The organism is Pseudomonas sp. Pseusp18 (assembly GCF_059506005.1).
The window spans coordinates 1,449,005-1,469,345 of record NZ_CP169240.1; the positions used below are offsets into that span (position 1 = coordinate 1,449,005).

A 20,341-nucleotide genomic window follows, 5' to 3' on the forward strand; every position below is an offset into this window, starting at 1 on the left:
AAACCCCCGACCAGCCAGAGGCTCATCGGGGGTTTCAGGTAAGCGCCCTGGAGCGCCTACCGGCTCAGCTTATTGGCAAGCTTCGCAATCCGGCTCGTCGATGGCACAAGCCTTCGGCACTGGAGCTGGACCGGCTGGGGCTGCCAGGACCGAGTCGTCACCGTGGTTGCCGCCGCTGGAAACAGCGTTCAGCTTACCGGTGTTGATGGTCGACTTCTCGGTGCTGGTCGCGGCCAGGGCACGGAGGTAGTAAGTGGTTTTCAGACCACGGTACCAGGCCATGCGGTAGGTCACGTCCAGTTTCTTGCCCGAAGCGCCGGCGATGTACAGGTTCAGCGACTGAGCCTGGTCGATCCACTTCTGACGACGGCTGGCCGCGTCGACGATCCACTTGGTGTCCACTTCGAAGGCCGTCGCGTAGAGCTCTTTGAGTTCTTGCGGGATGCGCTCGATCTGCTGCACCGAACCGTCGTAGTACTTCAGGTCGTTGATCATGACCGAGTCCCACAGACCGCGAGCCTTCAGGTCGCGAACCAGGTACGGGTTGATCACGGTGAATTCGCCCGACAGGTTCGATTTCACATAGAGGTTCTGGTAGGTCGGTTCGATCGACTGCGACACGCCAGTGATGTTGGCGATGGTTGCGGTCGGTGCGATGGCCATGATGTTGGAGTTACGAATGCCTTTCTGTACACGGGCGCGAACCGGTGCCCAGTCCAGGGTTTCGTTCAGGTCAACGTCGATGTACTTCTGGCCACGCTGCTCGATCAGGATCTGTTGCGAATCCAGCGGCAGGATGCCTTTGGACCACAGCGAACCCTGGAACGTCTCGTAGGCGCCACGCTCGTCAGCCAGGTCGCAGGACGCCTGGATCGCGTAGTAGCTGACCGCTTCCATCGACTTGTCGGCGAACTCGACGGCAGCGTCGGAACCGTAAGGGATGTGCTGCAGGTACAGAGCGTCCTGGAAGCCCATGATGCCCAGACCGACCGGACGGTGCTTGAAGTTGGAGTTCTTCGCTTGCGGCACCGAGTAGTAGTTGATGTCGATCACGTTATCGAGCATGCGCACGGCGGTGTTCACGGTGCGTTGCAGCTTGGCGGTGTCCAGCTTGCCGTCGACGATGTGGTTCGGCAGGTTGATCGAGCCCAGGTTGCAAACAGCGATCTCGTCCTTGTTGGTGTTCAAGGTGATCTCGGTGCACAGGTTCGAGCTGTGAACCACGCCCACGTGCTGCTGCGGGCTGCGCAGGTTGCACGGGTCTTTGAAGGTCAGCCATGGGTGGCCGGTTTCAAACAGCATGGACAGCATTTTGCGCCACAGGTCTTTGGCCTGGATGGTCTTGAACAGCTTGACCTTGCCCGGGTACTCGGTCAGGGCTTCGTAGTACTCGTAGCGCTCTTCGAAGGCCTTGCCGGTCAGGTCGTGCAGGTCCGGTACTTCGGACGGCGAGAACAGGGTCCACTTGCCGTCATCGAAGACACGCTTCATGAACAGGTCAGGGATCCAGTTGGCGGTGTTCATGTCGTGGGTACGACGACGGTCATCACCGGTGTTCTTGCGCAGTTCGATGAACTCTTCGATGTCCATGTGCCAGGTTTCCAGGTAGGCACAGACAGCGCCTTTGCGCTTGCCACCCTGGTTAACGGCGACGGCGGTGTCGTTCACCACTTTCAGGAACGGCACGACGCCCTGGGATTTGCCGTTGGTGCCCTTGATGTACGAACCCAGCGCCCGAACCGGAGTCCAGTCGTTGCCCAGGCCGCCTGCGAATTTCGACAACATTGCGTTGTCGTGGATCGCGTGGTAGATGCCCGACAGGTCATCCGGCACGGTGGTCAGGTAGCAGCTCGACAGCTGTGGACGCAGGGTGCCGGCGTTGAACAGGGTCGGGGTCGAGGACATGTAGTCGAAGGACGACAACAGGTTGTAGAACTCGATCGCACGGTCTTCTTTCTGCTTCTCTTCGATCGCCAGGCCCATGGCCACGCGCATGAAGAAAATCTGTGGCAGTTCGAAGCGGATACCGTCCTTGTGGATGAAGTAACGGTCGTACAGGGTTTGCAGGCCCAGGTACGTGAACTGCTGATCGCGCTCGTGGTTGATCGCCTTGCCGAGTTTTTCCAGGTCGAAGGACGCCAGAACCGGGTTCAGCAATTCGAATTCGATACCTTTGGCGATGTATGCAGGCAGTGCCTTGGCATACAGGTCGACCATTTCGTGGTGGGTCGCGCTGTCGGCGACACCGAGGAAGCCCAGGCCTTCGGCACGCAGGGTGTCCATCAGCAGGCGGGCGGTCACGAACGAGTAGTTCGGCTCACGCTCGACCAGCGTACGGGCGGTCATCACCAGGGCGGTGTTGACGTCGGTCAGGGCCACGCCGTCGTACAGGTTTTTCAGGGTTTCGCGCTGGATCAGCTCGCCGTCGACTTCTTCCAGGCCTTCGCACGCTTCGGTAACGATGGTGTTCAGACGACCCATGTCCAGCGGTGCGAGGCTGCCATCGGCGCGGGTGATGCGGATCGATGGGTGAGCGTTGACGGCTTCTTCGGCAGGGGAGTGCGCTGCGCGCTCTTTGGCGCGGGAGTCACGGTAGATCACATAGTCGCGGGCGACTTTCTGCTCGCCGGCACGCATCAGGGCCAGTTCGACCTGGTCCTGGATTTCTTCGATGTGGATGGTGCCGCCCGAAGGCATGCGACGCTTGAAAGTCGCGGTGACTTGTTCGGTCAGGCGGGCAACGGTGTCGTGGATTCGCGACGAAGCGGCAGCGGTGCCGCCCTCAACTGCGAGAAACGCTTTGGTGATGGCGACGGTGATCTTGTCATCGGTGTAAGGGACGACAGTGCCGTTACGCTTGATCACGCGCAGTTGGCCAGGCGCGGTGGCGGACAGATCCGAATTCGAATCGGTGGCCTGCGGCAAGGTGCCCTGCGGGTTCTCGCGAGTTGTGTCGGTTTGCATGGGGGGGTATCTCCACATTCTCTATGTTTGTTTGGGCACCATCACGGTGCCCACCGTTCTGTCCTGAAGCACTACAACCGGCGAGGGCCGGGCATACCAACTTCGGGACAGATCAGGAAGGGGGCTATTGGGCGCCGCTTCCATGCCGAAGTCTTTGGTGTCACGCCTTGGGCCTGAAACCGAATTCCGTTTTGAGTGGCAGTAAATGACTGCAACACCCGTACCGTTATCGCCGTTTCGGGCTTAAAAACAGTAGCCATCCGCACACGCGGTTTGGTCTTTCGAAAATACGTTTGGTTCAACCGGAAAGAGGCAATAAAAGCGCTTGAAATCGGTGTCCGGTTTGTGTTTGGTTTTTGGCGTAAAACCCTACATGTAGGGTTTTTTTTGCGCCGAGGTACAAGATAATGCGTTTTGGAGGGTGTTGCAACGTACTACCTGTGGATAAACCTGTGCGTAAATTGTGTGTGAAAGAGGGAACAGGCGTGTAGGCCGCGACCTAGCTGGAGCCGATCATTTTTCACTGATTTTCAGCGACAGAAAACAGTCATCCGGATTTTTAAGGGCGCGAACCCTATCACAAAAAACCGTCGTGTCCGAACGCATTTACCGGCTTGTGTTCCAGACGTGCGGCGTTTATACAATCGGCCCATGCAGATGCATTCTTATCCTCCCCAATCATTACAAAAAGACGGGTGGATCCTTCCTTATTGATGGTGTTGGCAAGCAGAGGTCATCGTGGAGCAAGAAGCCTGGCAGGTATTGATTGTCGAGGATGACCAGCGTCTGGCCGAACTGACCCGCGATTACCTGGAAGCCAATGGCCTGCGAGTATCGATCGAGGGTAATGGCGCCCTGGCCGCAGCACGCATCATCAAGGAGAAACCGGACCTGGTGATTCTCGACCTGATGCTCCCCGGCGAAGATGGCTTGAGCATTTGCCGCAAGATTCGCGACCGCTATGACGGGCCGATCCTGATGCTCACCGCGCGCACCGATGACACCGATCAGATTCTTGGCCTGGACCTGGGCGCCGACGACTACGTCTGCAAACCGGTGCGTCCACGTTTATTGCTCGCGCGTATTCAAGCCCTGCTGCGCCGCAGCGAAGCCCCGGAGGTGGCCCCGGAAAAACTCCGGCGCCTGCAGTTCGGCCCGTTGGTGGTGGACAATGCATTGCGCGAAGCCTGGCTGCATGACAAAGGCATCGAATTGACCAGCGCCGAGTTCGATTTGCTCTGGCTGCTGGTGGCCAATGCCGGGCGTATTCTGTCCCGCGAAGAAATATTCACCGCGCTGCGCGGTATCGGTTATGACGGCCAGGACCGCTCCATCGACGTGCGCATCTCGCGCATCCGCCCCAAGATCGGCGATGACCCGGAGCATCCGCGGCTGATCAAGACGGTCCGCAGCAAAGGCTATTTGTTCGTGCCGGAAGCCTGCACCCTGTGAACTCGATCTTCCTGCGTATTTATGGCGGCATGTGCGCGGCGCTGATTCTGGTGGCCGTGCTCGGTGTGCTGGCCTTGCACCTGCTTAATCAGGTACGCAGCGAGCAGTACCGCGAGCGCCTGGCTCACGGCACATTCTCGCTGATGGCCGATAACCTGCAGCCGATGAACGAAACCGAGCGCCACCGGGCCTTGCTGTTGTGGGAGCGCTTGCTCGGGATTCCGCTGGCGCTGAAGACGTTCCCCCAGACCGACCTCGACCTGACGCAGCGTACCCGCGTGCTGCACGGCCAGGCATTGGTGGAGCAGACCGGGCCGCACGCGGCGAAGGTTTATCGCCTGGTCAGCGACAAGGAACAACTGGTGCTCACCGGTGAAGTCCAGCAGATCAGCGAGCAACTGGCGCGGGCGACTATTTACCTGCTGGCCGATGAACTGGTGCGCTACCCGGTGGCCGAGCAGCCCAAGCGTCTGGAGCAGTTAAAGGAAGATAAGGGTTTCGGCTTCGATCTGCGGCTGGTGACGGTTGATGAGGCCGACATGGACGAAGACCAGAGCCGCCGCGTGTCTGAAGGCGACACAGTGATGGCGTTGGGCAAGGGCGGCGATTCGATCCGGGTGTTTGCCGGCATGGTCGGTACGCCGTGGGTGCTGGAAATTGGCCCGTTGTATCAGATGAATCCTTACCCGCCCGAGTGGCTGGTGCTGATCGCGGCCCTTGGCCTGAGCCTGATTGGTTTGATTGTCTATCTGTTGGTGCGGCAACTGGAGCGCCGTTTGCGCGGTCTCGAAGCCGCCGCTACACGCATTGCCAAGGGCAGCCTGGAAACCCGCGTACCGGCACGCGGCGCGGACTCGGTAGGGCGCCTGGCCTCGGCGTTCAACGGCATGGCTGAGCACTTGCAGCAATTGTTGGCGATTCAGCGAGAACTGGTGCGTGCCGTGTCCCATGAATTGCGCACACCGGTGGCGCGCCTGCGTTTTGGCCTGGAGATGATTGGCTCGGCCACCACGCCTGAGGCGCTGGAGAAATACCGCGAAGGGATGGACCACGACATCGAAGACCTCGACCGACTGGTCGACGAGATGCTCACCTATGCGCGGCTGGAGCAGGGCTCGCCGGCGCTGAATTTCCAGCGGATCGATCTGGATGCGTTGGTCAATCAGGTGATCGAGGAACTGGCGCCGTTGCGCGCCGAGGTCACGGTGCAACGCGGTTTGTGCCTGTCGGCCGCCGATTGCGACGGCGCCTGGGTTGAGGCCGAGCCGCGTTACCTGCACCGGGCGTTGCAGAACCTGGTGAGCAACGCCATGCGCCATGCCCATTCACGGGTGACCGTCAGCTATCAGGTGGGGCAGCAGCGCTGTCGGGTGGATGTCGAGGATGACGGGCCGGGTGTGCCGGAAACCGCGTGGGAGAAAATCTTCACCCCGTTCCTGCGCCTCGACGACAGCCGCACCCGCGCCTCGGGTGGGCATGGGCTGGGGTTGTCGATTGTGCGGCGGATCATCCATTGGCACGACGGGCGAGCGCTGATCAGCAAGAGCAAAAGCCTGGGCGGGGCGTGTTTCAGTTTGAGCTGGCCGAGGAATCAGGAACGGCGTTGAGGTTGGGTACGTGACCGGGGGGCTTCAGGCCTTGATACTGACCAGGCTCAACAACTGCCCATCCATCACCGCAAACTGCGCATCCAGCTCAGTGCCGCTATGCCATTCACTGGACAGGTCGGTCAGCAACCGCAACCGCACTTCACCGCCCTCGCTCCACTCCAGCACTTCGGCGTGTTCGAAATAGAAGCGCTTTTGGACGATCGGGTAGAGCGCCTTGAACAGGCTTTCCTTCACCGAAAACGTCAGCGTCACCACCATCGCCAACTGATCGCGAGCCCCGGCGGCCATGCGCTGCAACTCAGGCCCGGTGAGAATTTCCCCGGACAGGCGTTCGGCCCGTTCTGCGTCGAGCAGGTTTTCCAGGTCCATCCCCAAACCGCGCCAATGGGCCTTGTTCGCGACAATCGCCGCGGCCCGGCCGGTGCTGTGGGTGATCGAACCGCTGATATGCGCGGGCCACACCGGTGCGCGGTCTTCGCCAATGGCTGGAATGAAGCTCAGCCCTTCCAGCTGTTGCAACGCGGCCCGAGCGCAAATCCGCCCGGCAAGAAACTCGGCCTGACGCTTGGCCACCGAACGCTGGATGCTCGCGGGCGGCTCGATGGCGCTGCGCTGGAAATCATCGCTGGCCAATTGCTTGGTATCGAAGTGAGTGCCCAGCAGGACCGTATCGGGCAGCACAAACGGCAGCGGCCAATGGGCGTCGAGCGGGGTGCAGCAGGCGGGTAGGGCGGGGACGGGATTCATGACGGGCATTTTGCCGGGTTGCCTTGAGGCTGGGTAGTGGCTGAGGGCTTTTGTGGCGAGGGAGCTTGCTCCCGCTGGGTAGCGAAGCGGCCCCAAAACCTGCAACCGCATTTCGTCAGGTACAACGCGTTTGCCGCCTTTACGACTGCTTCGCAGCCGAGCGGGAGCAAGCTCCCTCGCCACAGGGAGCAATGCTGTCGGTGTGTCAGCCAAAGATCTTCTTGAAAAACGCTTGCATATCCGCCCACGATTTCTCATCGGCGGCCTTGTTGTAACCAATGTCCGGCCCGCCATGATCGCCGTGGCTCAGACGATCCGCATCAGGGTTGCTGAAGCCATGCTTGGCGCCTTCGAGGCTGACAAATTTATAGTCGGCACCGGCCTTGTCCATTTCGGCTTTGAACGCCGTCACGTTTTCCGCCGTGACCATGCTGTCCAGCGCGCCATGCTCCACCAGGATTTTCGCTTTCACACTGCCAGGCGCCGCCGGCGTATTGGTCGCCAGTGCACCGTGAAAACTCACCACGCCCGCCAGCGGCAAGCCCTGACGTGCGGCATTCAGCACCACTGCGCCGCCGAAGCAATAGCCGATGGCCGCCAGTTTGGCCGGATCGGTCTGTGGCTGTTTCTTCAGCAAATCGAGCCCGGCCTGAAATCGCGCGCTGGCTGCTGCACTGTCCTTCGACGCTGCTTGCATGAACGCCATGGCGTCCTTGGGGTGTTCGGTATTCTTGCCGTCGCCGTACATATCGATCGCCAGCGCGCTGTAGCCCAGACCGGCCAGATCGCGGGCGCGCCGCTTGGCGTAGTCGTTGAGGCCCCACCATTCATGTACCACCACCACACCCGGACGCGGACCTTTAATGGCGTCGTCGTAGGCGTAATAGCCAATCAGCTTGGTGCCATCGGCACTCTGATAGGGAATTTCCTGGGTCTTGATGGCGGCCTGGCTGACCCCGCTCATGGCCAGTAATACAAGGGCGAGCAACACACGCATGGCTGAATCTCCTTATAAACAAACGTCAAGACAGCGTAGTCGATTTGATTCAGCCCAGGTTCAGAGTGCGTTCAGGGGCTGTACAGGGTGAGGTCAGTAACCTTGCCCCGTACCCAAAAAGCACATAGCGCATGAGGAAATTCCCCAATGACTACATTGAAAAAACTGCTGCTGGCTTTCACCGTGATGGGCGCCAGTGTTGCCGCCCACGCCGACACCACCAATTTTGCCGGCCTGACCTTTGGCCAGACCAGCGACAAGGTTAAAAAATCCAGTGCCCTGAACGACAACCTCAACCATCCGAACGCCGACGGTGTGATCGGCAAGGACAACACCTGGGGTTTGCGTGTGGGCCAGCAAGACAGCCAGGGCCGCTACTACGCCACTTATGACAACGTGTCGGGCTCGCATAATGGCATTAAACTGCGTCAGGAAAACCTGCTGGGCAGCTACGATCTGTTTTACCCAGTGGGTGGCAGCACCAAACTGTTCGGCGGTGCCACGGCCGGTTTGACCAAAATGACCCAGGAATCGCCAGGCTTCAGCCGCGACAGCGACATCGGTTACGCCATTGGCGGCCAGCTAGGCGTGTTGCAGCAAGTTACGCAAAACACCTCGGTCGAGCTGGGTTACCGTTACCTGCGTAGCAACGCCAGCACCGAGATGAGCGAGCGCGGCGGTAGCAAACAGGGTTCGCTGGACTTGACCAGCAGCGCCCAGACGTACCTGTCCGCCAACTACGCTTTCTAAACAGCGTTTGGTTGCCAGTCAGTTAAGCCTCGCAACCTGTGGGAGCGGGCTTGACTGACCTTTGGAGATGTTGATTTGCCCCGGAGAGCCTTATGAAATTGCTGGTTGTCGAAGATGAAGCGCTGTTGCGTCATCACCTGCAGACCCGTTTGACGGACAGCGGCCACGTGGTCGAGGCCGTGGCCAACGCCATCGATGCGTTGCATCAGGCCGAGCAGTTCAACCATGACCTGGCGGTGATCGACCTCGGTCTGCCGGGCATGGGCGGGCTCGACCTGATTCGTCACCTGCGCTCCCAGGGCAAGACGTTTCCGATCCTGATCCTCACCGCGCGCGGCAACTGGCAAGACAAGGTCGAAGGCCTCGCCGCCGGTGCCGACGACTACGTGGTCAAGCCGTTCCAGTTCGAAGAGCTGGACGCCCGGCTCAATGCCTTGCTGCGCCGCTCCAGCGGGTTCACCCAGTCGACCATCGTCGCCGGTCCCTTGCTGCTGGACCTCAATCGTAAACAGGCGTCCCTCGATGACCAGCCGCTGGCGCTGACCGCCTACGAATACCGGATCCTCGAATACCTGATGCGGCATCACCAGCAAGTGGTGGCCAAGGACCGCTTGATGGAGCAGCTCTACCCGGATGACGACGAGCGCGATCCGAATGTTATCGAAGTGCTGGTCGGCCGCTTGCGCCGCAAACTCGAAGGCCCGGCCGGGTTCAAGCCGATCGATACCGTGCGCGGCCTCGGCTACCTGTTCAATGAGCGCTGCACTTGATTCGTTCCCTTCGTGTCCGCTTGATGCTCGCCGCCACCACCCTGGCGGTGTTGTTCATGCTGGCGTTACTGCCGGCGATGCAGGGCGCGTTCAGCCTGGCGTTACAGGACTCCATCGAGCAGCGCCTGGCGTCGGACGTCACCACGCTGATCTCCGCCGCCCGGGTGGATAACAACCGCTTGCAGATGCCGGCGCAGTTGCCCGATGAGCGTTTCAACCTCACCGACAGCCGTTTGCTCGGCTACATCTATGACCGCGAAGGTCACCTGGTCTGGCGCTCGAAGGCCACCCAGGAAGAGAACATCAACTACAAGCCGCGTTACGACGGGCGCGGTAACGAGTTCGCGAGGATTCGCGAGGCCAATGGTGAAGAGTTTTTCGTCTATGACGTCGAGGTCAAGCTGCTCGGCGGCAAAAGCGCGGCGTTCAGCATCGTCGCGCTGCAACCGGTGCGCGAATACGAAGTCACCCTCGAAGGCCTGCGGGAAAACCTCTACCTGGGCTTCGGTGCCGCGTTGCTGGTGCTGCTCGTCTTGCTCTGGGTCGGCCTGACCTGGGGCTTGCAGGCGTTGAGCCGGCTGAGCCAGGAGCTGGACCAGATCGAAAGCGGCACCCGCGAAAGCCTCAGCGAACAGCACCCGCGCGAACTCCTGCGCCTGACCGGCTCGCTCAACCGTTTGCTGTACAGCGAGCGTGAACAGCGCAGCCGTTATCGCGACTCCCTCGACGACCTGGCCCACAGCCTGAAAACCCCGCTGGCGGTGTTGCAAGGGGTCAGCGAAGACATGGCCCAAAAACCGCAAGAGCGCGATCAGGCCTGGGTGCTGCAAACCCAGATCGAACGCATGAGCCAGCAAATCAGCTATCAACTGCAACGGGCCAGCCTGCGCAAAAGTGGTCTGGTGCGCCATCAGGTACGCTTGCGCCCGGTGCTGCAAAGCCTCTGCGACACTCTGGACAAGGTCTACCGCGACAAACGCGTGCGGGTCGCCTTCGATCTGCCGGATCAGTGCTACGTGCCGATCGAGCAGGGCGCCTTGCTGGAAATGATGGGCAACCTGCTGGAAAACGCCTATCGCCTGTGTTTGAGCGAAGTGCGCATCAGCGTGCGCGAAACCCTCAGTGGCATTGAACTTTGCATTGAAGACGATGGCCCCGGTGTACCTCCGGACCAACGCGCGCGAATTCTCGAACGCGGCGAGCGCCTGGACCGCCAGCATCCGGGGCAGGGAATTGGCCTGGCGGTGGTCAAGGACATCATCGAAAGCTACAGCGCCAAGCTGACGCTGGGGGATTCGCCGATGGGCGGCGCGGCGTTCCGGATTCATTTTCCGGTGGTTTGATGTAGGGGCTTGGCCGAAAAGATCGCAGCCTCGTTGCACTCGACAGCTCCTACAGGGATTTGCGTCCACCTGTAGAAGCTGTCGAGTGCAACGAGGCTGCGATCTTTTGATCTTAAACGGCGATGTTTAAACGACACTTCCAGAAACTCACCCAACCTACACATCCTTGCGCCGCTGCCTACGACTACGCCAGAATCCGCCGGCTAGTGCGCCTGGGGCGTGGGCTATATCGTTTCCCTGTCGTTGACGAATCAGCGATCGGGTCTCGCAGCCCGTGTATCTCTAGACGCACAACATCCTCCGTTCACATTATGGCGGCTGTACGTGGGAGACCTTCGGGTCTGCCGGTTCTAGAGTCCCGGTCTGCGACCCGCGTATAGCTGCCACCTTCTTTCGTCTCGCAGCGAACAGTGGCGGCTCCATGACTCTAGGAGGCTTTATCCATGTTCAAACCAACACCTAATCCACCAGCACCCGACGACGTCTCCCCGTACGAATCCCTCGATTCAAAAAAACTCCACGAAGCCGCCGACCGCGCCCTCGATCATTACCTCAAACCGCCCACTCCCAAAGACACCAAGCGCAAACCCAGCACCATTTACCATGTGGGTGCGAAGGTCGATAACGAAACCCTGCTGGTCAACGCCTGCGAATCCCTGGCATCGGCGAGCGTGATGCTCAGTGAGTTCGCCGGGTTGATGGACATGCCACATCGCAACATGATGTTGGGGATTCAATCGGTGGTCATGCTCGGTGAGCTGGCCGTTAACCGAGTGCTGGATAACCTCGATCCGCAGGGCTAGGCAGCAAAAGCAAAATCAAAAGATCGCAGCCTTCGGCAGCTCCTACAGGGGATTGTGTTCGACCGCGATGTGGCGGCGAACACCGAATCCGTAGGAGCTGCCGCAGGCTGCGATCTTTTGATCTTAAAGCTCCTGAGCCCGATAGGCCCCCGGCGTCAACCCCGTCCACTTCTTGAACGCCCGGTGAAACGCCGAAGGTTCGGAAAACCCCAACTGCTCGGCAATCTGCTGCAACGACAGGTCCGCCCGCCCCAGGTGATAAATCGCGATGTCCCGCCGTAGCTGATCTTTCAACTCCTGAAAACTCGTGCCTTCCTCACGCAAATGCCGGCGCAAGGTTTGCGGGCTGATGTGCAGGTGCGCCGCCACCGCTTCCAGGTCCGGCCAGCGTGCGCTGTCGCGGCTGAGCAAGCGCCGCAACTGGCTGCTCAGGCTGTCGCCTTCGTCGGGGCGTGACAGCAGGTCGGCGGGGGAGCGTTCGAGAAAGTGCTTGAGGGTTCGTTCGTCCTGCAACAGCGGCATGTTCAGGTAGCGGCCGTGGAACAGCAGGCTACTCTGAGTAGTATCGAACGTTAGCGGGCAGGAAAACAGCAAGTCGTATTCGGCCCCGTGCTCGGGCCTCGGGTAGCTGAATGTGGCGTGCTCCAGACGAATGCGCTGGCCGATCAGCCAGCTGCCGAACCGATGCCAGATCACCAGCAGGCTTTCGCTGAGGAAGTGGTCCGGGTCCCACAGCGGCGAATCGTCGAGGCTCAGGCGAATCATCTCGCCTTCGCGGCTCAGGGTCAGACGCGGCGCTCCGGGAAACAGGCTGTAAAACAACAGGCCGCGATTGAGTGCTTTTTCCAGCGTGCGGCAGTGGATCACCGCGTGGCACATCATCGCGAAGCTGCCGGGTTTGCTCGGGGCCTGCCCGAAGCCCAGGTATTCGTCGTCCAGGGCCAGCCACAATCCCTGGATCAACCGGGTGAACTGTTCAGGCGCGATTCGGGCGCGCGGTTCTTCAAGCAACTCGGGGCTGATCCCCAGTTGCTGCAGCAGGCTCGAATAGTCGTAGCCACGTCGGCGCGCGCCGCCGAGGGCGGCACGGGCGAAATGGCTGGCGATGGTGCGTTCACGCATGGGGGCAGGTCCGTCCACTGAGCAATGGATGGTAGCGGTGCCCATCGACGATGAACAAGGCGGATATCCGCCAAATTGCAGGACGAGGTCAGGCGGGTTGGCGGATATCCGCCACATGGTTGTAACCGGTTGGTGACCAAAAGAAACCTGTAACCCTTGATGTCAAAAGGCTCGCAGGCTTTTTGGCGAATGTGGCACGCACCTTGCGATACAACGAGCAGATGCCTGCCGTTGCGCAGCTCGACAAAACAAATCCCTCCAGTGCAGGAGGGTTCGCAATTGAAGTGTCTTGGGCAACAGATGGATGTTGTCACCGGGCACTCTTGAGGAACTTTGCAATGACGACTCGTCAGCCACTGTACAAATCCCTGTATTTCCAGGTGATCGTTGCCATCGCCATCGGCATCCTGCTCGGTCACTTCTACCCGCAGACCGGTGTAGCCCTCAAGCCGTTGGGTGACGGGTTCATCAAACTGATCAAAATGATCATCGCTCCCATCATTTTCTGCACCGTCGTCAGCGGTATCGCGGGCATGCAGAACATGAAGTCGGTCGGCAAGACCGGCGGTTACGCGCTGCTGTATTTCGAAATCGTTTCGACCATCGCCCTGCTGGTCGGTCTGGTAGTGGTCAACATCGTGCAGCCGGGTAACGGTATGCACATCGATGTCACCACGTTGGATGCCTCCAAAATCGCAACCTACGTGGCTGCGGGTGCGGATCAAAGCGTCGTTGGCTTCTTGCTGAACGTGATCCCGACCACCATCTTCGGTGCGTTCGCCACGGGCGATATCCTGCAAGTGCTGATGTTCTCGGTGATCTTCGGTTTCGCCCTGCATCGCCTGGGTGCCTACGGCAAGCCGATCCTGGACTTCATCGATCGCTTCGCCCACGTGATGTTCAACATCATCAACATGATCATGAAGCTCGCGCCGCTCGGTGCCTTCGGTGCCATGGCGTTCACCATCGGTGCTTATGGTGTTGGCTCGCTGGTGCAGCTGGGTCAACTGATGGCCTGCTTCTACATCACCTGCCTGCTGTTCATTCTGGTCGTGCTGGGCGGTATTGCTCGCGCTCACGGCTTCAGCGTGCTGAAAGTGATTCGTTACATCCGTGAAGAGCTGCTGATCGTGCTGGGTACTTCCTCTTCGGAGTCGGTGCTGCCACGTATGCTGATCAAAATGGAGCGTCTGGGCGCGCAGAAATCCGTAGTAGGTCTGGTGATCCCGACCGGTTACTCGTTCAACCTCGACGGTACTGCGATCTACCTGACCATGGCGGCAGTGTTCATTGCTCAGGCCACCGACACCCACATGGACATCACTCATCAGATCACTCTGCTGGTGGTGTTGCTGCTGTCCTCCAAAGGCGCTGCTGGCGTGACCGGTAGTGGCTTCATCGTACTGGCTGCTACCTTGTCCGCTGTTGGCCACCTGCCGGTTGCCGGCCTGGCGCTGATCCTCGGTATCGACCGTTTCATGTCCGAAGCCCGTGCGCTGACCAACCTGATCGGTAACGCGGTTGCCACCCTTGTTGTGGCCAAGTGGGTCAAGGAACTGGACACCGACGTGCTGCAATCCGAGCTGGCCTCGGGCGGTCGCGGCATTGCCGACGAGCCTAAAGACGATGTTTTGGGCCACGTCGAAGGTGCAACCCCGACGAACGCCAAGTAAGCCCTGTAGTAATGAAAAACCCGCTTCGGCGGGTTTTTTCATGCCTGCGATTTGAGCGCAACGGTCAGCGTCACTGGCACATAAGGTGATTGCTGCAATGTCCCGGGCTGCCTAGGCTTGGGGGATTGCACTGGAGAACGCTCATGCTCGGTCCACTGGCATCACTCAAGGTTCTGGATTTCTCGACATTGTTGCCGGGGCCGTTTGCCTCGTTGCTGCTGGCGGACATGGGCGCCGAGGTGCTGCGCATCGAATCGCCGACCCGCATGGATTTGCTGCGGGTGCTGCCGCCCCATGATCAAGGCGTGTCGGCCAGCCACGCGTATCTCAATCGCAACAAGCGCAGCCTGGCGCTGGACCTCAAGCAGCCCGAGGCGCTGGAGGTGATCAAGCAATTGCTTGCGGACTACGACATTGTGCTGGAGCAGTTCCGCCCTGGCGTGATGGAACGGCTGGGCCTGGGGTATGAAGCCTTGAAGGCGATCAATCCACGGTTGATTTATGTGTCGATCACCGGCTACGGCCAGACCGGCCCTTACAAGGACCGCGCCGGCCACGACATCAACTACCTGGCGCTGGCGGGCCTTTCGAGCTACACCGGTCGCGCCGACAGCGGCCCGTTGCCGTTGGGCATGCAGGTGGCAGATGTCGCGGGCGGTTCGTTGCATGGGGTGATCGGGCTGCTGGCAGCGGTGATCGCGCGGCAGCAGACCGGGCAGGGACAGCATCTGGATGTGAGCATGACTGACTGCGCCTTCAGCCTGAACGCCATGGCCGGTGCCGGCTACCTGGCCTGCGGCGTTGAGCCGGGCAGGGAAGACCAGATGCTCAACGGCGGCAGCTTCTACGATTACTACCGGTCGCGCGATGGCCGCTGGTTGTCGGTGGGCAGTCTGGAACCGGGGTTCATGCAGCAACTGTGCACGACGTTGGGCCGTCCGGAACTGGCGGCCGAGGGACTGTCGTCCGACCCCGCTCGGCAACGGGCGCTAAAGGACGCGCTGAACATTGAATTCGAAAAACACGACTTTGCCTGGTTGTGTGAGCTGTTTGCCGGGGCCGATGCGTGTGTCGAGCCAGTGTTGAGTCTGGGCGAAGCGGTCGGGCACCCGCAGTTGCAGGCGCGGGAACTGGTGACTGAGGTGCCGCGGGGCGATGGCTCGACCCAGGCGCAGATGGCCTGCCCGTTGAAGTTTTCAGCAGGGTTGCCTGAGCCGCGGCACATTGGCGCCCGGCGGGGGCAGCATACGGATCAGGTGTTGGGGGAGTTGGGGTTTAGTGTTGAGCGGATTGAAGCGCTGCGGCGGGCCAAGGTAGTTATCTAGCGTCTGTCCCGGCCGAAATTCAACTTATTCGACTCGCATCTCCCCACTGAACACCAACGTACTGCGACAGCGCCGGCACAAATACCGCCGCCCCTGGCGTACCAGGCTATGGCGCTGGGCCGAAAACGGGAAATCGCTGTCGGCGCACGGGCATTTGTAGATGTAGCGGGTCACGCTGCGGCGTTTGACGTCATAGGTGTGGCAGCGGTTGGGCGGCAGTTCGTAGACGCCGCGCATGATCAGTTGCCATTCTTCGCCATGGGGCTGGATGCGGTCGCCGAACAGTTGATGGGCGATCAGGTGCGCGACTTCATGCGCCACGGTCTGCTTGAGGAAGTCTTCGGTGTTTTCCCGGTACAGCTGCGGGTTGAAGCGCAGCAGGTTCTCGTGCAAATGCGCGACACCGGCTTTTTGCCCGCGCAGCTTGAGGCTCACCACGGGGCGTTTGAAAGGTCGTTTGAAAAAGGATTCGGCTAGCAGGAAACAGTCTTCGACGCGGGTATTGAGTTGCTCGGGCATGCTTGATGGGTCTCCAAGGATGTCGAGTATGCCGCAACCCCGAGGGCTTGCGAATCGCTCAGGTGCCGAATGGTCGTTGCTCGCATTAGAAGGCCGCCTTGCGGCGGCCTGTAGTGGCGGAACGTGTTTTTATGTGGGGTTGTCAGTTGGTATAGACGGGGCCCACGCCCAGGCCCCAGACAATCACGGTAAACGCCATGATGGCCACCAGCACCACCAGTCCTACGGCGAGCACCGAGCTCGAGAACAGGAAACCCTCGTCCGATGGAATGTTCATGAACGTTGGTAGCCCCACATACAGCAGGTACACCGTGTAACAGACAGCCGCGGTGCCGACGATCATCCCCAGCCACAAGTGCGGGTACAGCGCCGCCAGGCCGCCGATGAACAATGGGGTCGCGGTGTACGTGGCGAACGCGATACAGCGAGCCAGGCTCGGGTTGGCGTCATAGGTGCGGGCCATCCAGTGAATGAAGGCGCCCATCACTGCGACACCGCCAAGCATCGCCAGGTACGACATGATGGTCATCCATAGCGCGCTTTCCATAGTCAGCATGACTGGCGCTCGATTACCGATGACCCAGCCGACTTGTGTGGTGCCGATAAACGCCGATATGGCAGGGATCGCCGCCAGAATCAGGGTGTGCGTCAGGTACATGTGGCTGATGCTTTCTTCCTCGTCGCCACGGATTTCTTTCCATTCCTGGTCAGGGTGGGTAAAGAGTCCCACTACGTGATGGATCATGCCAGTCACTCCTCTTGTTGTTGCCATCGCCCCCCAGCGGAGCGCTTACGGGCCAAAGTGGCCAGGTAAGAACAGGTCTGAATACGTGTGCGACCTTATGTCGCAGTATAGAAAGGAGTTACTTGCAATAGTGCGAGGGCTTTAGAGCAAATCGCGCTGTAAACAATCTTGTTAATCGCCGCAAGGTCTGTGCCGAATGGAACCTGTGGCGAGGGAGCTTGCTCCCGCTGGGGCGCGAAGCGGCCCCAAAACAGTCCACCCTGTTGTGTCAGGCAAACCGCGGCGGCAGGTTTTGCGACTGCTGCGCAGCCGAGCGGGAGCAAGCTCCCTCGCCACAGGGGTATGCTCAAGTCATATAAGTGCAGGCTTCGCCCCGTCAGGGTTTTTGCGTAAAATGCCGGCCTTTCGTCACACCTCACGGATTTCGCGTCATGGGCACTCTTACGGTCAACCAGAACAAACTGCAAAAGCGCCTGCGCCGCCAGGCCGGTGAGGCTGTTGCCGATTTCAACATGATTGAAGACGGCGACAAGGTCATGGTCTGCCTGTCCGGTGGCAAGGACAGCTACACCATGCTCGATGTGCTGATGCATTTGCAGAAAGTCGCCCCGATCAAGTTTGAGATCGTCGCCGTGAACATGGACCAGAAGCAACCAGGCTTCCCCGAGCACGTGCTGCCGGCTTACCTCAAAGAACTGGGCATCGAGTACCACATCGTCGAGAAAGACACCTACTCGGTGGTCAAGGAGCTGATCCCGGAAGGCAAGACCACTTGCTCGCTGTGCTCGCGCCTGCGTCGCGGCACGCTCTACACCTTTGCCGATGAAATCGGCGCGACCAAAATGGCCCTCGGTCACCACCGCGACGACATCGTCGAGACGTTCTTCCTGAACATGTTCTTCAACGGCTCGCTCAAGGCCATGCCGCCAAAGCTGCGCGCCGACGACGGGCGCAACGTGGTGATTCGCCCGCTGGCCTACTGCAACGAAAAAGACATTCAGGCCTACTCGGACCTCAAGCAATTCCCGATCATCCCGTGCAACCTCTGCGGCTCCCAGGAAAACCTGCAACGCCAGGTGGTTAAAGAGATGCTGCAGGAGTGGGAACGCAAGACCCCGGGCCGCACCGAGAGCATTTTCCGCAGCCTGCAGAACGTGATCCCGTCGCAACTGGCGGACCGCAACCTGTTCGACTTCACCAACCTGCGTATCGACGAAAGCGCGGCATCGCGGTTCGTCAACGTAGTGAACCTCTGAACAAAATTGTGGGAGCGAGCCTGTGGTGAGGGGGCTTGCCCCCCGTTAGGCTGCGAAGCGGCCCAAATTGCGGATGCACCAAAGATTTTGTGAGTGCTACGCACTCAAACGGGGGCAAGCCCCCTCACCACGGGGCTCCCATAGATCCGTTTCATCCCATAGGAGAGGGCATGCGCGATTACAAGTGGCTGCACGAATACTGTCTGAACCGCTTCGGTTCGGCGGCTGAACTGGAAGCCCATCTGCCGGTTCCCAAGACCCCGGCGCAATTGCGCAAGATCAGCGACGACCGCTACCTCTCGACCATGGCGTTGCGGGTATTCCGTGCCGGGCTCAAGCACAGCCTGGTGGATGCCAAGTGGCCGGCGTTCGAAGAAGTGTTCTTCAAGTTCGACCCGGAAAAAGTCGTGCTGATGAGCGCTGAACATCTGGAGCGCTTGATGCAGGACGCGCGAATTATCCGCCACCTGGGCAAGCTCAAGAGTGTGCCGCGCAATGCGCAGTTCATTCTGGACGTGGCCCATGAGAAGGGTAGTTTCGGTGCGTTGATCGCCGACTGGCCGGTAACCGATATCGTCGGCTTGTGGACCTACCTGAAAAAACACGGCCATCAGTTGGGCGGGTTATCCGCACCGCGATTCTTGCGGATGGTCGGCAAGGACACCTTCGTGCCGAGCTACGACGTGGTGGCAGCGCTGAATGCACAGCAGATCATCGACAAGGTGCCGAGCAGTTTCCGCGACCTGGCCACGGTGCAGAATGCGTTCAACCAATGGCACGAAGAGAGTGGTGGACGGCCGATGAGCCAGATTTCGATGATGCTGGCGTATACCGTCAATCATTGAGACCGGGTTGCGGCCTTCGCGGGCTTGCCCGCGAAGGCGTCAGATCAGGCGACGGAAATCTCGCCTTCCCCCGCCAACTTGCGGTTCAACTGATACCGCCACCGCACATACAGCATCGCCGAGCAGAACACCGCCAGGCTCGCGCCCATCTCCAGCAAACCGAACAGCTGCCGGTTCGGGTCATAGGCGGCCAATGCGCCTTTGATGAAATACAGGTTCACCACAAAACACATCCACGAATGCCCACGGGCACTGCCGACGATCATCCCCGGCGCCAGCAACAGCAGCGGCACCAGTTCGATCAGCAGAATCACCCACGGCCGCGCGCCATGCAGGTCGGCGAACACCAGGTAGTAGGCGCAAAGCAGTCCCGCCAGGCCGAAAAAGCACAGCAGGCTGATGACGCGCATCGTTCGTACACGCGGTTCGAGCCATTCGATGGCAGGCAAGACCTTAGGCTTCTTAGCCACGATGGCTCTCCAGTTTCTGCGCAGTCTTCGCCAGGCGAAGGCCCAAGGCACGGCACAGAGCGACTTCATGTTCGTTCAAACCGCTTTTGCCATCGGCCCCGGCGTGATGACTGGCGCCGTAAGGCGTGCCGCCGCCACGGGTTTCCAGCAGCGCCGATTCACTGTAAGGCAGGCCGGTGATCAACATGCCGTGGTGCAGCAACGGCAGCATCATCGACAGCAGAGTGGTTTCCTGGCCGCCGTGCAGGCTGGCGGTCGAGGTGAAGACCCCGGCCGGTTTTCCCACCAGGGCGCCGGTCAGCCACAGGTTGCTGGTGCCGTCGAGGAAGTACTTGAGCGGCGCCGCCATGTTGCCGAAGCGGGTCGGGCTGCCCAGGGCCAGGCCGGCGCAGTTCTTCAAATCGTCGAGGCTGGCGTACAGCGCGCCTTCATCGGGAATATCCGGCGCCACGGCTTCGCACTCAGTGGAGATCGCCGGCACCGTGCGCAACCTGGCTTCAAGGCCGGCCTGCTCGACGCCACGGGCAATCTGCCGGGCCATTTCATTGGTCGAGCCGCTGCGGCTGTAATACAGCACCAGAATGTACGGCGCGCTCACGGCAGCAACTCCAGTACATTCTCCGGCGGACGGCCGATGATGGCTTTGTCACCGACTTCGAGAATCGGCCGCTCCATGAGTTTCGGGTGTGCGGCGATGGCGGCGATCAATTGCGCCTCGCTCAAACTGCTATCGGCCAGGTTGAGGGTTTTGTACTCGTCCTCGCCGGTGCGCAGCAATTGCCGGGCGCTGATGCCGAGTTTGCTCAGCAGGCTCTGGATTTGCGCGGCGTCCAGCGGTGTTTCCAGGTAGCGGACGACCGTTGGCGTCAGGCCACGGGCTTCGATGAGTTCGAGCGCACCGCGGGATTTCGAGCAGCGCGGGTTGTGATAAAGCGTCAGATCGGTCATGT

General features: G+C 60.2%; 19 protein-coding genes. 10 read left to right on the forward strand and 9 right to left on the reverse strand.

Going from position 1 to position 20,341, the window contains the following annotated elements:
- Positions 1–69: 69 nt before the first annotated feature.
- Positions 70–2,964: a ribonucleoside-diphosphate reductase subunit alpha gene (locus ACEN9A_RS06340; protein ID WP_028938897.1), complete on the reverse strand. Its 2,895-nt coding sequence runs from the start codon at positions 2,962–2,964 to the stop codon at positions 70–72.
- A gap of 738 nt (positions 2,965–3,702) precedes the next feature.
- On the opposite strand from ACEN9A_RS06340, the gene ACEN9A_RS06345 reads away from it, so the two are divergent.
- Both ACEN9A_RS06345 and ACEN9A_RS06350 read left to right on the forward strand, forming a co-directional pair.
- Positions 3,703–4,416: a response regulator gene (locus ACEN9A_RS06345; RefSeq protein ID WP_019650367.1), complete on the forward strand. Its 714-nt coding sequence runs from the start codon at positions 3,703–3,705 to the stop codon at positions 4,414–4,416.
- Positions 4,413–6,023, forward strand: a complete 1,611-nt coding sequence (locus ACEN9A_RS06350) for an ATP-binding protein (protein WP_258672725.1) — start codon at positions 4,413–4,415, stop codon at positions 6,021–6,023. Before ACEN9A_RS06345 ends, ACEN9A_RS06350 begins: the two co-directional genes overlap by 4 nt.
- 24 nt (positions 6,024–6,047) lie before the next feature.
- Here ACEN9A_RS06350 and ACEN9A_RS06355 read toward each other — a convergent pair whose 3' ends face one another.
- Both ACEN9A_RS06355 and ACEN9A_RS06360 read right to left on the reverse strand, forming a co-directional pair.
- On the reverse strand, positions 6,048–6,773 hold the full coding sequence (locus tag ACEN9A_RS06355; RefSeq protein WP_258672726.1) for a 4'-phosphopantetheinyl transferase family protein: 726 nt from the start codon (positions 6,771–6,773) through the stop codon (positions 6,048–6,050).
- A 205-nt stretch (positions 6,774–6,978) separates the two neighbouring features.
- A complete protein-coding gene (locus ACEN9A_RS06360; protein WP_258672727.1) occupies positions 6,979–7,770 on the reverse strand; it encodes a dienelactone hydrolase family protein in 792 nt (263 codons plus the stop codon).
- A gap of 147 nt (positions 7,771–7,917) precedes the next feature.
- Between ACEN9A_RS06360 and ACEN9A_RS06365 the strand changes: the two genes are divergently transcribed.
- The 4 genes from ACEN9A_RS06365 (at position 7,918) to ACEN9A_RS06380 (ending at position 11,436) form a co-directional block, all read left to right on the forward strand.
- On the forward strand, positions 7,918–8,520 hold the full coding sequence (locus ACEN9A_RS06365) for a hypothetical protein (protein ID WP_064616496.1): 603 nt from the start codon (positions 7,918–7,920) through the stop codon (positions 8,518–8,520).
- Between the two features lie 92 nt (positions 8,521–8,612).
- Positions 8,613–9,290 carry a response regulator gene (locus ACEN9A_RS06370; protein WP_007937523.1) on the forward strand — a complete coding sequence of 226 codons (678 nt, stop codon included), beginning with the start codon at positions 8,613–8,615 and terminating at the stop codon, positions 9,288–9,290.
- Positions 9,287–10,633 carry an ATP-binding protein gene (locus ACEN9A_RS06375; RefSeq protein ID WP_258672728.1) on the forward strand — a complete coding sequence of 449 codons (1,347 nt, stop codon included), beginning with the start codon at positions 9,287–9,289 and terminating at the stop codon, positions 10,631–10,633. The genes ACEN9A_RS06370 and ACEN9A_RS06375 overlap by 4 nt, the downstream gene beginning before the upstream one ends.
- Positions 10,634–11,076: 443 nt before the next feature.
- A complete protein-coding gene (locus tag ACEN9A_RS06380) occupies positions 11,077–11,436 on the forward strand; it encodes a DUF6124 family protein (protein ID WP_019581235.1) in 360 nt (119 codons plus the stop codon).
- A gap of 123 nt (positions 11,437–11,559) precedes the next feature.
- On the opposite strand, the gene ACEN9A_RS06385 is transcribed toward ACEN9A_RS06380, so the two are convergent.
- Positions 11,560–12,558, reverse strand: coding sequence for an AraC family transcriptional regulator (locus ACEN9A_RS06385; protein WP_258672729.1), 999 nt, complete (start codon positions 12,556–12,558; stop codon positions 11,560–11,562).
- A gap of 338 nt (positions 12,559–12,896) precedes the next feature.
- On the opposite strand from ACEN9A_RS06385, the gene ACEN9A_RS06390 reads away from it, so the two are divergent.
- Positions 12,897–14,231 carry a dicarboxylate/amino acid:cation symporter gene (locus ACEN9A_RS06390; protein ID WP_019650372.1) on the forward strand — a complete coding sequence of 445 codons (1,335 nt, stop codon included), beginning with the start codon at positions 12,897–12,899 and terminating at the stop codon, positions 14,229–14,231.
- A gap of 143 nt (positions 14,232–14,374) precedes the next feature.
- Positions 14,375–15,556, forward strand: coding sequence for a CaiB/BaiF CoA transferase family protein (locus tag ACEN9A_RS06395; protein WP_258672730.1), 1,182 nt, complete (start codon positions 14,375–14,377; stop codon positions 15,554–15,556).
- A 24-nt stretch (positions 15,557–15,580) separates the two neighbouring features.
- Here the strand turns inward: ACEN9A_RS06395 and ACEN9A_RS06400 are convergent, their stop codons facing one another.
- Together ACEN9A_RS06400 and ACEN9A_RS06405 are read right to left on the reverse strand one after the other, a co-directional pair.
- Positions 15,581–16,075, reverse strand: coding sequence for a SprT family zinc-dependent metalloprotease (locus tag ACEN9A_RS06400; protein WP_258672732.1), 495 nt, complete (start codon positions 16,073–16,075; stop codon positions 15,581–15,583).
- A 142-nt stretch (positions 16,076–16,217) separates the two neighbouring features.
- Positions 16,218–16,820 carry a Yip1 family protein gene (locus tag ACEN9A_RS06405; RefSeq protein ID WP_019581231.1) on the reverse strand — a complete coding sequence of 201 codons (603 nt, stop codon included), beginning with the start codon at positions 16,818–16,820 and terminating at the stop codon, positions 16,218–16,220.
- A 431-nt stretch (positions 16,821–17,251) separates the two neighbouring features.
- Between ACEN9A_RS06405 and ttcA the strand changes: the two genes are divergently transcribed.
- A complete protein-coding gene (ttcA, locus tag ACEN9A_RS06410; RefSeq protein WP_007937538.1) occupies positions 17,252–18,076 on the forward strand; it encodes a tRNA 2-thiocytidine(32) synthetase TtcA in 825 nt (274 codons plus the stop codon).
- A gap of 170 nt (positions 18,077–18,246) precedes the next feature.
- The gene (locus ACEN9A_RS06415; protein ID WP_258672735.1) at positions 18,247–18,921 is read left to right on the forward strand and encodes a DNA-3-methyladenine glycosylase I; all 675 of its coding nucleotides are present in this window, start codon (positions 18,247–18,249) and stop codon (positions 18,919–18,921) included.
- 44 nt (positions 18,922–18,965) lie between these two features.
- Here ACEN9A_RS06415 and ACEN9A_RS06420 read toward each other — a convergent pair whose 3' ends face one another.
- From ACEN9A_RS06420 to arsC, 3 genes are read right to left on the reverse strand one after another with little or no spacing between them, the layout of a single operon-like run.
- Positions 18,966–19,391, reverse strand: coding sequence for a DUF2069 domain-containing protein (locus ACEN9A_RS06420; protein WP_019650376.1), 426 nt, complete (start codon positions 19,389–19,391; stop codon positions 18,966–18,968).
- Positions 19,384–19,989, reverse strand: a complete 606-nt coding sequence (gene wrbA, locus ACEN9A_RS06425) for an NAD(P)H:quinone oxidoreductase (protein ID WP_018926302.1) — start codon at positions 19,987–19,989, stop codon at positions 19,384–19,386. Before wrbA ends, ACEN9A_RS06420 begins: the two co-directional genes overlap by 8 nt.
- Positions 19,986–20,339 carry an arsenate reductase (glutaredoxin) gene (gene arsC, locus ACEN9A_RS06430; protein ID WP_018926301.1) on the reverse strand — a complete coding sequence of 118 codons (354 nt, stop codon included), beginning with the start codon at positions 20,337–20,339 and terminating at the stop codon, positions 19,986–19,988. The genes wrbA and arsC overlap by 4 nt, the downstream gene beginning before the upstream one ends.
- Positions 20,340–20,341 lie beyond the last annotated feature (2 nt).